This is a genomic window from Streptomyces sp. NBC_01460 (assembly GCF_036227405.1).
In the GTDB taxonomy this organism is placed as follows: Bacteria; Actinomycetota; Actinomycetes; order Streptomycetales; family Streptomycetaceae; genus Streptomyces.
The window spans coordinates 8,262,548-8,277,708 of record NZ_CP109473.1; the positions used below are offsets into that span (position 1 = coordinate 8,262,548).

General features: G+C 72.7%; 5 protein-coding genes. 4 read left to right on the forward strand and 1 reads right to left on the reverse strand.

What is annotated here, in order from left to right; translation table 11 throughout:
* The first annotated feature begins 40 nt into the window (after positions 1 to 40).
* Both OG488_RS36875 and OG488_RS36880 read left to right on the forward strand, forming a co-directional pair.
* Entirely contained in the window at positions 41 to 10,945 is a 10,905-nt protein-coding gene (locus OG488_RS36875; RefSeq protein ID WP_329237512.1) for a non-ribosomal peptide synthetase, read from the forward strand.
* A gap of 1 nt (position 10,946) precedes the next feature.
* Complete coding sequence (locus OG488_RS36880; protein ID WP_406466094.1) at positions 10,947 to 12,632, forward strand: ABC transporter ATP-binding protein; 1,686 nt, start codon at positions 10,947 to 10,949, stop codon at positions 12,630 to 12,632.
* Positions 12,633 to 12,699: 67 nt separating this feature from the next.
* Here the strand turns inward: OG488_RS36880 and OG488_RS36885 are convergent, their stop codons facing one another.
* A complete protein-coding gene (locus OG488_RS36885) occupies positions 12,700 to 13,302 on the reverse strand; it encodes a TetR/AcrR family transcriptional regulator (RefSeq protein WP_329237518.1) in 603 nt (200 codons plus the stop codon).
* Between the two features lie 79 nt (positions 13,303 to 13,381).
* Here OG488_RS36885 and OG488_RS36890 point away from each other — a divergent pair, with 79 nt between their 5' ends.
* Positions 13,382 to 14,200 (forward strand): NAD(P)H-binding protein, encoded by an 819-nt coding sequence (locus OG488_RS36890; RefSeq protein ID WP_329237520.1) that lies wholly within the window; start codon positions 13,382 to 13,384, stop codon positions 14,198 to 14,200.
* A gap of 44 nt (positions 14,201 to 14,244) precedes the next feature.
* Positions 14,245 to 15,147, forward strand: coding sequence for a haloalkane dehalogenase (locus tag OG488_RS36895; protein WP_329237523.1), 903 nt, complete (start codon positions 14,245 to 14,247; stop codon positions 15,145 to 15,147).
* Positions 15,148 to 15,161: the final 14 nt, after the last annotated feature.

Genomic DNA, 15,161 nt, shown 5'->3' on the forward strand with positions numbered 1-15,161 from the left:
CGGTCCCACTCTCATACGCTGGAAGGACGATGGGTCTTCGATGACGGATCAGACTGCTCGCCTCGTGCTGCTTTCCCCCACGAGCCTGGACGACATACGCAGGCGGACCGGCGGATACCCGGACAGGACCATCGCCGGGGCGTGCGCCATCGGCCTGTCGTACTGGGCGACGGGCCGCAGCCCCGAGGGCATCGACCTCACCCCGGGCACCCTGTTCGCCGACGTCCTGCGCTGGGTCGACAACGGCGGTGCCGCACCCGCCGGCTGGGAGACCGGCGCCGACGGCAGGAGCATCACCACCCCCGACGGCGTCGAGCCGGCCGCAGCACAGCTCGCGCTGGACGACCTCGCGGACTTCCCGGACCGGCCCGTCGGCACCATCGGCCCGACCGGAGCGGCGGAGAGGGCCGGCGCCCTGGCCCGATGGAACGACACCGAGGCCGACCGGGTCCGCCCGACCCTGGTGGAGATGTTCCGCGAGCAGGTCCGGAGCAGGCCGGACGCCGTCGCCATCGTCGACGAGCACCGGACACTGACCTACCGTGAGGCAGCGGAACTCTCCGGCCACCTGGCCCACCACCTGATCGCGCGCGGACTCACCGCCGAACAGGTCGTGGGCGTCTCGCTGGGCCGCTCCGCCGACATGGTGATCGGGCTGCTCGGCGTGCTCCAGGCGGGGTGTGCGTTCGTGCCCCTCGACCCGCAGTGGCCGGCCGCGCGGCGCGCCGTCGTCATCCAGGACGCCCGGGTCGTCCTGCAGCTCGACGACTCGGGCCGCGGGCGCGACGGAGAGCCGGAGGCCGTCGCGGTCGACCTCTCCGACTGGGGCCACGGCTCCTGGCCCGCCGAGGGGCCCGAGGTCGACGTGCCCGGCGCCGCCCTGGCCTACGTGATCTTCACGTCCGGATCGACCGGCCGGCCCAAGGGCGCCATGATCCGGCACGAAGCGATCAGCGAGCGCCTGCTGTGGCAGTCCGAGGAGATCCTCGGCTTCGGCCATGACGACGCGTCACTCTTCAAGGCGCCGCTGTCCTTCGACATCTCCATCAACGAGATCTTCCTGCCCCTGGTGCGCGGCGGCCGGCTGATCGTCCTGCGCCCCGGCGGCGAACGCGACCCCCAGCACCTCCTGAGCGTGCTGGCCGAGCAGCGTGTGACCTTCACCTACCTGGTGTCGTCCATGCTGGACGTGCTGCTGGAGATGGCGGGAGACTCCGGGCGGCTCGACAGCCTGCGGCACGTGTGGTGCGGCGGGGAGGTGCTGACCCCGGAGCTGTACGAACGCTTCCGGACCCGGCTCGACATCCCCCTGTACCACGGCTACGGCCCCGCGGAGACGACGATCGGTGTCTCGCACGTCATCTACCGGGGTGAGGCGGAGCGCCTGTCGACGTCCATAGGCAGGGCGAACCCCAACACCCAGCTGTACGTGCTCGACGACGAGCTGCGCCCGGTCCCCGTCGGGGTCGGCGGCGAGCTGTACGTCGGAGGGTTCCTCCTGGGGCGCGGGTACGTCAACGCCGCCGGACTCACGGCGTCCCGGTTCGTCGCGAACCCGTTCGCGGGGGACGGCTCCCGGCTGTACCGGACCGGCGACCTCGCGCGGTTCGCCCCGGACGGGTCACTGGACTTCCTCGGCCGGGCCGACAACCAGATCAAGATCCGCGGCATGCGTCTGGAGATCGAGGACGTCGAGATCGGTCTCGCGGAGCACCCCGCGGTCCGGCACACCTGCGTCGTCGCGAAGAAGAACACGGCGGGCGGCACCTACCTGGTGGGGTACGTCATCCCGGCCGCCGGCAGCGAGGAACTGCACGGCGACGAGGTCAGGGCGTGGGCCGACGAGCACATGGTGGAGTACATGGTGCCCACCCACATCGTCGTGCTGGACGCGTTCCCCCTCACCGCGAACGGCAAGATCGACCGGGTCGCCCTGCCGGAACCCCGTATCGGGACGGGCTCGCTCGTCCTGCCCACCACCGACGACGAGCGCCTGGTGTGCGAAGCCGTCGCCACCGTGCTGCGCCTGGACCAGGTCGGCGTCGACCAGGACTTCTTCCGGCTCGGCGGGGACAGCATCCTGGCCATCTCGCTGCTCGGCGCACTCCGCGGGGCCGGCCTCTACGTGACGGCACGGCAGATCTTCACCCACAGCGTCGTCGGCGCCCTGGCGGCGGTCGTGAGCCGCGAGGACGCCTCCGCCGCGGAACACGGCGACGAGGCGACCGGCACCGTCGTCGGCTCGCCCGTCGTGCAATGGCTCGGCGAGACCACGGACGCGATCGACGGCTTCGTGCAGTCGGTCGTCCTGAACACCCCCGCGGAGCTCACCGCGGAGGCCCTGGACGAGATCCTCACCGCCGTGGTGGAGCGGCACGACATGCTGCGCGCCGCACTGGTGCGCGGCGACCGCTGGAGCTTCGACATCCCGGAGGCGGACCGGACCTGCGGGACCGTCGCCCGGTGGCAGGAGAGCGACCTCCCGCTGGACGCCTGCGTCGAGCGCGCCACGGAGGGGCTCGACCCGGACGGCGGCGTCATGCTGCGGGCCGTCTGGCGCCGCGAGGCACGGCAACTGGTCCTGGTCGCCCACCACGTGGTGATCGACGGTGTGTCCTGGCGGATCCTCATGGAGGACCTGGCCACCGCCTGGAACGGCCTCACCTCCGGTGCGGGTGTGGAGCTCCCGCCGGTGGGGACCTCGTTCCGCCGCTGGACCCAGCTGCTGGAGGGCGCGGGATTCGAGGCGGACCGTGCGGCCTGGGAACGTCCGCTGCCGGGCACGGACGCGCCCCTGGGCCGGCGCGCCCTGGCGGAGACCGACACCGTGGCCGGGGAACGGACCCACGTCGTACGGGTCGGACCCGAGGCCACGGCCGCGCTGCTGGGAGAGATCCCCGGCCTGTTCCACGCGGGCGTCAACGACGTGCTGCTGACCGCGCTCGCCGTCGCGCTGGCCCGGTGGCGCCGCGACCTCGGTCAGGACCAGACCTTCGCGCACATCGAACTCGAAGGACACGGCCGCGAAGGGCGGTTCGTGGCGGAGAGCGCCGGCTTCGAGCCGGAACTGTCACGGACCGTCGGCTGGTTCACCACCCTGTTCCCGGTGGTCGTGGACCCCGGCGCGGCGGCCGACCTCACCTCCCCGGACTACCTGGCCGCCGCCCTCAAGGCGGTCAAGGACGATCTCGGACGCGTGCCGGGCAACGGCCTCTCCTACGGCGCCCTGCGCTATCTGACCGACGCCGGGCTGGAGACCCCGGCGCCCCAGGTGCTCTTCAACTACCTGGGCCGCTTCGACTCGGGCACGTCGGGGGACTGGGAGTTCGCCGGCGCCACCGGGCAGCTGGGCGAGAAGCGCGACCCCGCGATGCGTCTGCCGCGCGTCCTGGAGTTCAACGCGGTCGCCGAACCCGCGTCGAGCGGCGCGTACGAACTGACCACCACCCTCTCCTGGCCCGACGGGGTGTTCGCCGACGCGGACGCCACGGCCATCGGCGCCTACCTCCGGGAGGCCCTGACCGGCCTCGCCGGCCTCGACCGGGGCGGCCACTCTCCCGGCGACTTCCCCCTGGTGGCCCTCGTCCAGACCGACGTCGACGCCCTGGACGGACCGGGGCTCCGGGACATCCTTCCCCTGACCCCGTTGCAGGAGGGCCTCTACTTCCACTCGGTCTTCGACGACGACTCGGCGGGCAGCTACGTCGAACAGCAACTGCTCACGCTCGAGGGCGAGGTGGACGCCGACAGACTCGCGGCGGCGGCCACCCGGCTCCTCACGCTGTACCCGAATCTCGCCGCCCGCTTCACCGCCCTCGCCGACGGACGCGTCGTCTCCGTGCTGGAGAGCGGGGTGGCGGCACCCTTCACCACACTGGACCGCCCCGGCATCAGTGACGCCGAGATCCGCGACCACGCCGAGCGTGACCGTCGCGCGGGGTTCGACCTGGCCACGGGCCCGTTGATGCGGTACACCCTCATCCGGGCGGGCTCCGGCAGGAACATCCTGGTGCAGACCGTGCACCACATCATCGCCGACGGCTGGTCGGTGCCGCCGATGCTCCGGGCCCTGCTCGCCGAGTACCACGCGCCGGGCAGCCTCTACCCGCTCGGCGGCTTCACCGACTACGTGCACCGGCTCGCCGGACTCGACGACGAGGAGAGCGACCGGGTCTGGCGCGAGCAGCTCGCCGGTCTGCCCGGCCCCTCCCTCGTCGCCGACGGACACACCCCGTCCGACCGGTTCGACGACACCGCGGTCGAGCCGGAGGACGACGTCGAGGCGGCAGCCCGGTCGGCGGGCGTGCCGCTGAGCGTGGCCGTGCACAGCGCCTGGGCGGTGACGCTGGGAGGCATCCTGCACAGCGACGACGTCGTGTTCGGCTCCACCGTCTCCGGCCGTGACGCCGAGGTGCCCGGCATCGAGGACATGGTCGGCCTCTTCATCAACACGATCCCCCTCAGGGCCCGCTGGGACGGATCCACCACCGCCGGCGACCTCCTCGCCTCCGTGCGGGAGCACCAGAGCGCGGTGCTGGCGCACCAGCACGTCTCCCTGGCGGCGATCGGCCGGCAGGCCGGCGGCGGCTCCCTCTTCGACACCCTGGTGGTCTTCGACGTCGCGACCGACGTGGAGGCCCTGCGGCAGCCCGGCGACGAGCTGGCCGTCACCGGCATCGTCAACGAGGGAGCCCCCCACTACCCGCTGACCCTGGTCGTGGAGCGGACCTCCGCCGGCCGCCCGCGCTTCAACCTGATCCACGACGGCGAGCTGCTCCGGGAGCCGGGCGCCCGGGCGGTCCTGGGCACGTTCACCCGGACGCTCACCGGCCTGCTCACCCGGCCGGACACCCGCGTGGAGGAGCTGGGCCACGACGAGGCCCGGCGTCCCGCGCCGGTCGCCCCCACCTCCCTGGGCGCCCTGTTCGACGCCGCCGCGGCCCGTGCCCCGCAGGCGACGGCCGTCACCCACTGCGCTCTCGACGGCGGGACCCGGTCACTGACCTACGGCGAGCTGGCCGAGGCGAAGGACGAGCTGGCAGCGGCGTTGCGCGCGGCCGGCGTCGGGCCGGGCAAGCGCGTCGCCGTCGCCGTACCGCGTTCCCCGGAGCAGGTCGTCGCCCTTCTCGCGATCGTGAGCGCGGGCGGGGCCTACGTACCCCTCGACCTGGCCTACCCGGACGAACGGCTGGAGTACATCCTGACCGACGCCGCGCCGCAGGTCGTGCTCGTCGACCATGAGCAGCGGGCCCGGTTCACGGACCTGCTGAACCGGGCCGCGGGGGCGCCGCGGGCGCGCCTGCTCGTTCTGGGGGAGGAGCTGCCGCAGGAGGCCGCGCCGACGGCGGCGACCGCCGAAGCCGGCTGGCACGATCCCGCCTACGTGATCTACACGTCCGGGTCGACCGGCCGGCCCAAGGGCGTCGTCGTCCCGCACTCCGGTGTGGTGTCGCTGCTCGCGAACACCCGGCCCGACATGGGCTTCGGCCCCGACGACGTCTGGGTCCAGTTCCACTCGTACTCCTTCGACTTCGCGGTCTGGGAGCTGTGGGGCGCCCTCGTGCACGGCGGTGAACTCCTGGTGCCGGAGTACGCGCTGACCCGCTCCCCGGTGGACTTCCACCGGCTGGTCCGTGAGCGCGGGGTGACCGTGCTCAACCAGACCCCGTCGGCGTTCTACCGGTTCGTCGAGGCCGACCAGCACGCCGGCGAGCCCCTCCCCGCGCTGCGCCGGATCATCTTCGGGGGCGAGGCGCTGGACCTCGCCCGGCTCCGCGGCTGGACCGAGCGCCACGGCACCGGTTCGCCGGAGCTGGTCAACATGTACGGCATCACCGAGACCACCGTCCACGTCACCCACCGGGTGCTCACCGACGAGGACTTCGCCGCCGACGTCAGCCCCATCGGCGGCCCCGTCCCCGGCCTGACCACCTATCTGCTCGACGACCGGCTGCGCCCCGTACCGCCCGGCAGGGTGGGCGCGATCTACGTCGCCGGGGACCAGGTGTCGCTCGGCTACCTGGGCAGGCCGGGGCTCACCGCGGGCCGTTTCGTGGCGAACCCGTTCGCCGGCGACGGATCCCGGATGTACCACACGGGCGACCTCGCGCGCCGCACGCTCGACGGCGAGCTGGAGTTCGCCGGCCGCGCCGACGACCAGGTGCAGCTCAAGGGGTTCCGCATCGAGCTCGGCGAGGTGGAGACCGCCGTCCGTGAGCTCGACGGCGTGACCGACGTGGCGGTGACCGTCGCGGACGACGGCGACCACCTCGTCGCCCACGTCGTGGGCCGGGTGCCGGGCGACCTCACCGGTCTCCTGTCCGCGAAGCTGCCCGTGCACATGGTGCCCGGCCGGGTGCTGACGGTCGACGCCCTGCCCCTGACGGTCAACGGCAAGCTGGACCGGAAGGCCCTGACCGAGCGCGCCGCACAGGACGGCACGCCGCCGGTCACCGCGAGCGACTCCGCGCTCGCCGAACTGGTCGGGATCTTCGCGGAGACGCTGCCCGGCTCGCCCGACGTGGACGGTGACACCGACTTCTTCTCGGCGGGGGGCGACAGCATCGTCGCCATCACCGTCATCAACCGGGCCAGGGCGCTCGGCCTGCCGATCACCCCGCGGGACGTGTTCCTCCTCAAGACGCCCCGAGCGCTCGCCGAGCACCTGGGAGCAGGGGCGCCCCGGGCCGAGGTGCCCGGGCCCGCCCTCCGCGAGGACGGCCCGCTCATGCCCACGCCGATCATCCTGCGCCAGCGGGAACTGGGCAGCTCACTCGCACGGTTCGTCCAGGCCAGGGCCCTGATGGCCGCCGAGGGCACCGGTCTCGCCGACGCGCAGCGGGCGGCGGAGGCCGTCGTGGCGGCTCACCCGGCGCTCCGGCTGCGCCTGCACGTGAGGCACGGCGTGTGGAACCTCAGCACCGAGGCCTCCCGCCCGGTCACCGTCGTACCGGTGGACACCGACGCGACGGCCGCGGCGAACGAGGCGGCCGGACGACTCGACCCCGAGTCCGGCGACGTCATCGCGTTCTCCTGGCTGGAGGCCTGCCGGACCCTGGTGGTCACCGTGCACCACCTGGCCGTCGACTCCGTGTCCTGGCTGGTCCTGCTGGACGACCTCACCACCGCACTGCGCGGCGGGACGCTCCCGCCGCCGACCACGTCCTACGCCGAGTACGCCGAAGCCCTGAACCTCACGCCCGCCGGCGGGAGCGACGACCTCGGCCACTGGATCACCACGCTCCAGGCCCCCGCTCTCCTGCCGGTGGCCGAGAGGCCGCGGGGGACCACGGTCGTGCTCACCCCCGAGGTCAGCGACCGGGTGACGCGCACCGCGCCCGCCGCGCTCGGCATCGGGCTCACCGAGCTGCTGTGCGGCGCGCTCCGGACCGCGCTGACCCACGTCCAGCCGGTGCCCACCGATCTCGCCGTCGAGCTGGAGCGGCACGGCCGGGTCCCCGCGCGGGAGCACCACGACTACACCCGCACGGTCGGCTGGTTCACCTCGATCGCCCCGGTGCGCCTCACCGCGCACACCGACCCCGTCGCCGCGGCCCGCGAGGTCGCCGCACGGCAGCCCGACGAGCACGGACACGTCGCCTACGGCCGGCTCCGGTATCTCGACCCGCAGACCGCCCTCCTGCTGACGGCCCGTCCGCAGGTGCTGTTCAACTACCTCGGCCGGGGCAGCGAGTCCCAGGCGCTGCACATCACCGGCGGGGACCAGGGAACCCCGTACGCCGTCGAGGTCAACGCGTGGATCGACGAGCCCACCGGGAGCCTGCACGCGGCGTTCACGCTCGCCGACGGCATCCCCGACGAGGTGACCGTTCACTGGCGCAGGGCACTCGAACACATCGCGGACGCCTCCTCCACCGCCGAGCGCACCGCCCCGGTCACCCCGCTCCAACGGGGCCTGTACTTCCAGGCCCAGATGGCCGGGGCGGCCGGACACTACGTCGCGCAGAGCTACTTCACCTTCGACCGGCGCCTGGACGCCGACGCGCTGTCCGAGGCGATGGCCCACGTCATCGCACGGCACCCGGTCGTGGGCGCCGGCTTCACCACCGACGACGACGGCAACCCCGTCCAGGTCCTCAAGGCGGGCCGGCGGGTCGGCGTCCGTACGGTCGCCCTGCGGACGGACGCGGACGTCGACGCCCTGCGGGCCGAGGACCGCGACACGGGATTCGACCCGGGCGAGCCGCCCCTGATCCGGCTGACCCTCGTCCGTCTCCCCGGCGGAGGCGACGGCCTGCTGCTCAGCTACCACCTGCTGCTGTGGGACGGCTGGTCCCGCGAGATCCTGCTGCGGGACCTGTTCGACGCCTACCGGACCGTCCTCGCGGGCGGGACACCGGACCCGGCCCCGGCCGTACCGAGCTTCGAGGAGTACGCCCGCGGGCTCGACGCCAGGGATCCCGCGGTGTCGGAGCGCTTCTGGGCCGAGCACCTGACCGGCCTCACCGGCCCGACGCTCCTCGCCGGACCGGCGCCGTCCCTCCCCGACGAGCTGCCGCGCGCGCTCGTGCACACTCTCTCCGCCGAGCGGTCGGACCTCCTGCGGGAGGCGGCCAAGGCGCACGGAGTCACCCTGAACACGGTGCTGACCGGCGCGTTCGGTCTGTTGTTGGGCGCGCACACGGGACGGAGCGACGCCGTGTTCGGCGTGACCGTCTCCGGCCGGGAGGGTGAGGGCCTGTCCGGCATCGTCGGCGTGCTCCTCAACACCGTGCCCATGTGGACACGGGCACGGCCGGACGCCACGGTCCGGGAGTACCTGTCCGCCGTCCAGACCGCCCGGGTCGAGGCGATGGAGCACGAGCACCTGGGGCTCGGCGAGATCCAGCGGGCCAGCGGCCACGACACCCTCTTCGACAACCTCTTCGTGCTCCAGAACTTCCTCGACCTGGACGCGTTCGCCGAGATGAACGCCAGGCACGGCATCACGGCGGTGAAGGCCGACGACTCGACGCACTACCCGTTCACCTGGGTCGTCACCCCCGGCGACCGGCTCACGGTCAAGCTGGAGCACCGCGACGACGACTCCGCGAAGGCCCGCCGCCTCGTCGACGACTACCTGCGTGTGCTCGAGGACCTGGCCCGCTCCACAGGGCCGGTCGGCGCGCTGCCCGGCCTCGGCCGGGCCCCCGAGCCCGGCGGGCGTACGGACATCGGCATCGACACCGTCGTCGACCGCTTCGACGAAGCCGCCGGCCGGGCCCCGGAGCGGACCGCCCTCGTCGCCGACGGCGCGACGATGACCTTCGCCCAGCTCAGGGACCGCAGCCGTGCCGTGGCGGGGGTACTCGCCCGGCGGGGCATCGGCCCGGAGACGACCGTGGGCCTCGCGATCCCGCGCTCCCTCGACTCGATCGTGGCCCTCTTCGCCGTACTGCGCACCGGGGCCGCCTATGTCCCGCTGGAGCTGGACCACCCGGACGAGCGGATCGCCGCGATCGTCGACGCGGCGCGGCCGGACGTGATCCTCACGGTGAGCGCCGTGTCACCCCGGCTGACCGGCGACCTGATCGAACTCGACCGGCCCCTGCCGGCGGCCGAGCCGGTCGTCACCTTCGCGCCGGGCGCCCCGCACCGCCTGCGGCACCCCGCCTACACCATCTACACCTCCGGATCGACCGGCAGGCCCAAGGGCGTGGTGACCGAGTACGCAGGGCTCACCAACATGCTGATCAACCATCAGCGCCGCATCTTCGAACCGGTGCTGGCGGAGCACGGGCACCGGATCTTCAGGATCGCGCACACCGTGTCGTTCGCGTTCGACATGTCGTGGGAGGAGCTGCTGTGGCTCGCCGACGGCCATGAGGTGCACATCTGCGACGAGGAACTGCGCCGCGACGCACCCCGGCTGGTCGCGTACTGCCTGGAGCACGGGATCGACGTCATCAACGTGACCCCGACCTACGCGCAGCAACTGGTCGCCGAGGGACTGCTCGACGACCCGGGGCGACGGCCCGCGCTGGTCCTGCTCGGCGGCGAGGCCGTCACCCCCACCCTGTGGCAGCGGCTCGCGGAGACCGGGGGGACCGCCGGGTACAACCTGTACGGGCCCACCGAGTACACCATCAACACCCTCGGCGTCGGCACCTTCGAGTGCCAGGACCCGGTGGTGGGCGTGGCGATCGACAACACCGACGTGTACGTGCTGGACCCCTGGCTGCGCCCGCTGCCGGACGGGGTCCCCGGCGAGCTGTACGTGTCGGGCATCGGCATCGCACGGGGCTACCTCGGGCAGCCCGCCCAGACCGCGGACCGCTTCGTCGCGTGCCCCTTCGGTGAACCCGGCGAGCGCATGTACCGCACCGGTGACCTGGTCGTCCGGCGGCCCGACGGCAACCTGATGTATCTCGGCCGCACCGACCAGCAGGTCAAGATCCGGGGACACCGCGTCGAACTCGGCGAGGTCGAGGCGGCGTTCGCGGCCCACCCCGCCGTGCGGTTCGCCGCCGCGGTCGCCCAGCCCGACCCGCAGGTCGACGGCGCGTACCGGCTGGCGGCCTACCTGGTGCTGGACGGTTCGGACCTGGCGGCCGTCGCCGCCGAGGTGGGCACGGCGCTGCCGGACTTCCTGCGCCCGACCCACTACGCCCAGGTCGACAGCATCCCGCTCACCGTGAACGGCAAGGCCGACACGAAGGCGCTGCCGGAGGCCAAGCCGCTCGGTGTGCTGACCACCGGAGCCGAGCGCGGTCCCGGCACGGAGACGGAGACCGTGGTCTGCGAGTTCTTCGCCGAGGCACTGGACCTCGACGACGACGAGGTCAGCGCGGTCAGCGACTTCGTGTCCCTCGGCGGGCACTCCATGCTGGCGGTGCGGCTGATCGGTCTGCTCCGCAGGGAGTACGGTCCTGTGATCACCATCCGTGATCTGCTCACCCTTCGAACCCCGGAAGCGATTGCGCGCCACCTTGAAGACAACATCTGACGTGCACAGGCCCCGCCCGGGGGCCGACATCCTCCGGACCGCCCTGCGCCGCAACGCCGGCGCGGTGGCCCGGGGCACAGCCCTCATGGGCCTCTACCAGGCGGGAGAGACGGCCTTCCCCATCGCGCTCGGCCTGATCGTGGAACACACGATGCGGGACCGGAGCCTCGGCTCGCTGGGTCTGTCGATCGCCTCGCTCGCCGTGATCATCACGACGGTCTCGCTGTCGTGGCGGTTCGGTATGCGGGTCCTGCAGAAGGCCAACACGACCGAGGCGCACCGCTGGCGGGTGCGCGTGGCGGCCTGCGGTCTCCAGCCGGTGGCCAGGGACGTCGACCTGAAGTCCGGCGAGGTGCTGACCATCGCCACCGAGGACGCCGACCAGACGGCCGACATCGTCGAGGTGGTGCCGCTGCTCGTCAGCTCGCTGGTCGCGGTGGTGGTCGCGTCGGTCGCCCTCGGTCTCGCCGACATCCGGCTCGGCCTGCTGGTGATCGTGGGTACCGTGGCGATCCTGTCGGTGCTGAGCGTGATGTCCCGGCGGATCGGGGCCAGTACCCGTGAACAGCAGGCCAGGGTGGCACGGGCGGGGGCCAAGGTCGCCGACCTGATCACCGGCCTGCGTCCGCTGCACGGCTTCGGCGGCAACCACGCGGCGTTCGTGTCGTACCGGAAGGTCAGTACGGAGGCGAGACACCAGGCGATCACCGTCGCCCGGGTGAACGGCGTGTACGCGGGAACCGCGCTGGCCCTCAACGCCGTGCTGGCCGCGACGGTGACACTGACGGCGGGCTGGCTGGCGTACGGAGGCCGGATCACCATCGGCGAGCTCGTCATGGCCGTCGGGCTGGCGCAGTTCATCATGGAACCGCTGAAGATGTTCTCGGAGATGCCCAAGTACGTGATGATGGCGCGCGCCTCGGCCGACCGGATGGCACTCGTTCTCTCCGCGCCGCCCCTGACGGACCCGGGCCACGAGCAGCCCGAGGCGGGCGGGGACCTGGAGATCGACTGCGTCCGGTACGGCACCCTGCAGGCACTCAAGTTCCACGTGCGCTCCGGGGAGTTCGTGGCGATCGCCTCCTACCAGCCACGCTCGGCGGCCGATCTCGCGTCGGTCCTGGGCGCGAACGTGCCACCCCGGGCGTACGGGGGCGTGGTGCGGGTCGGCGGGCGGGAGATCGCGGACCTCTCGGTCGAGGCGCTGCGCGCGCACATGCTGGTGAACCCCTACGACGGGGAGATCTTCGAGGGCAGTCTCCGCACGAACATCGACCCGTCGGGCACCAGCCGGCTGGTCGACGAGGCCGTCGAGGCGTCGCTGCTGACCGATGTCGTCGCCCTCCACCGCGAGGGCCTCGACCACGGTGTGCGTGACCGCGGCGCGAACCTCTCCGGGGGACAGCGCCAGCGGCTGTCCCTGGCCCGTGCCCTCGCCGCGGACTCGGAGGTCCTCGTCCTGCACGACCCGACGACGGCGGTCGACGCGGTCACCGAACAGCTCATCGCGCGGAACATCGCGAAGCTGCGCAAGGGCCGCACCACCGTCGTGCTCACCAGCAGCCCCGCCCTGCTGGACGCGGCCGACCGTGTCCTCGTCCTGGACGACGGGGTCGTCACGGCCGAGGACACCCATCGCCGTCTCCTCGCCGCCGACGAGGACTACTGCCGGGCCGTGGCGCGGTAGCCCTCCGCGCACCTGCCGGTCCTTCGGGCCGTGGTGCGTACTGCCCCGGCGCCATCGTTCGAGGCGGTCAGCGTGTCCGGCCGGCTGCCTCCAGGGAGTCGAGCCACCGGAGGAGGCGGGCTCCCTCGCGGGTCATGATGTCCGGGTCCCGAAGGGCGTTCGCCAGAAGCGACATGCCCTGGTAGCCGGAGACGAGGGTGACGGCGAGGCCCTCCGGATCGGTCAGCCCCATGGCGCGGAACTGCAGCCCGACCCAGTCGAGCAGCCGCTGGATCACCGCTCCGGCCTCCGCGTCGAGGGTGCCCTCGGCCCGCTTGTCGAGCTCGGCGGCGAGGGTGCCGGTAGGGCAGCCGTGGCGGGCGGCGACGTCACGCCGGCCGACCCAGGCCTCGATCAGGGTCTTCAGGCGTTCGCGCGGGTCGGTCAGCTGGTCCAACGCCCCGGTGAGTTCGTCGAGGTGTGCGCTGTGCTCGGACAACGCGGCCCGGACCAGTTCGTCCTTGGTCTTGAAGTAGTAGTAGACGTTCCCGACGGGAACTCCGGCCGCGCCCGCGATGTCGGCGAGCGTGGTGCGTTCGACGCCCTGCTCGTGGAGGACCTGGGCCGCCGCGGCGGTGAGCCGTAGGCGCTTGTCGGCTGCGCGCGCCGCGGGATTCACTGAGTCAGTCACCTGAATAACTCTAGCCGCCCATGGAGGGCGTGCTACGGTCACGGAACTTAGTTAGTCAACTAACTCATGGGAGACACTCGTGATCGCAGTGACCGGGGCCACCGGAAACGTCGGCCGTGAACTGATCCGCATCCTCGACGAGGCCGGAGAGGCGATGACCACGATCTCGCGCGGCGAGGCGCAGGGCGTGCCCGCCGGCGGCCGGCATGTGCGGGCCGATCTCGCCGATCCCGACAGCCTGCGTTCCGCATTCGACGGTGCGGACGCGCTGTTCCTCCTGGTGGCCGGTGACGACCCGCAGGGCGTCCTCGACTCCGCCGAGGCGGCCGGCATCCGCCGGGTCGTCATGGTCTCCTCCCTCGGCGTCGCCACCCGGCCGGACGCCTACCGCCACCCCGCGGCCTTCGAGGCGGCGCTCCGCGGCTCGGGGCTCGACCGGACCGTGCTGCGCTGCGGCGGGCTGAACTCCAACGCCTTCGCGTGGGCCGGGTCGATCCGTGCCGACCGGGTGGCTGCCGCCCCGTTCGGCGACGTGGGCCTGCCGATGGTCGACCCGGCGGACGTCGCGGAGGTCGCCGCGGCCGCGCTGCTGCGACCCGGCCACGCCGACGCCGTCTACGAGCTCACCGGCCCGGCCCCGACCACCCCGCGCGAGCGGGCGGCGGCGATCGGCGCCGTGCTGGGCGAGCCGGTCCGCTTCGTCGAGCAGAGCCGCGAGGAGGCACGGGAGCAGATGCTCGCGTTCATGCCCGAACCTGTCGCCGAAGGCACCCTCGCGATCCTCGGAGAGCCGCTGGCCGCCGAGCGCCGGGTGAGTCCCGACGTCGAGCGGGTCCTGGGCCGTGCGCCGCGCCCCTTCGCGGACTGGGCCGCCCGCAGTGCCGCCGCCTTCCGCTGAACCGACGACACGTCATACACCTCATCGCACCCCTGGGAGAACACATGCCGACCACTCCTGTCCTCTCCACCACGATCTTCCACCGCGAGTCGGGCTCGGGCACGCCGATCGTCTTCCTGCACGGCAACCCCACCTCCTCGTATCTGTGGCGGAACGTTCTGCCGGCCGTCGGCCGGGGCCGCCTGCTCGCCCCCGACCTGATCGGCATGGGCGACTCCGGCAAGCCCGACATCGACTACACCTTCGACGACCACGCCCGCCATCTCGATGCCTGGTTCGAGGCGCTCGGCCTCGACGGAGTCGTCCTGGTCGGCCACGACTGGGGCGGCTCGCTCGCCTTCGACTTCGCCGCCCGCCACCCCGGCCGGGTCCGCGGCATCGCCTTCACCGAGACCATCGTCAAACCGATGACCTGGGAGGAGTTCCCCGAGGGCGGCCGTGAGCTGTTCTCGGCCATCAAGACCGAGGGAGTGGGGGAGTCCATGATTCTCGACGACAACGTCATGATCGAGAAGGGCCTGCCGGGAACCGTCGCCACCCCGCTCGACCGCGAGGATCTGGCGGCCTACCTGCTGCCCTACCCCACCCGGGAGAGCCGCAGGCCGCTGCTGCAGTGGCCGCGCGCCATGCCGCTCGGGGGCGAGCCCGCCGACGTGGTGGCCCGCATCGAGGCGTACGACGCCTGGCTCGCGGCCAGCGTGGACGTCCCCAAGCTGCTGATCGACTTCGCTCCGGGCCCCGGCGCCATGATGGGCCCCGAGACCGTCGCCTGGTGCGAGCGGCACATGGCGGCCCTGGAGGTCGAGCGCCATGACGTCGTGGCTGGGCACCACACCCCGGAGGACCGCCCCGCCGAGATCGCCGCGGCGGTTTCCGCCTGGGCGGACCGGCACGGGCTGCGCCATGACGCCCCGGCCCGGCGGGTGCGGACGCGCGAGGCGGCCTGACGGTACATCAGCCG

Coding starts and splice junctions, on each gene's coding strand:
- OG488_RS36875 (WP_329237512.1), top strand. CDS start 41: ATGACGGATCAGACTGCTCGCCTCGTGCTGCTTTCCCCCACGAGCCTG.
- OG488_RS36895 (WP_329237523.1), top strand. CDS start 14,245: ATGCCGACCACTCCTGTCCTCTCCACCACGATCTTCCACCGCGAGTCG.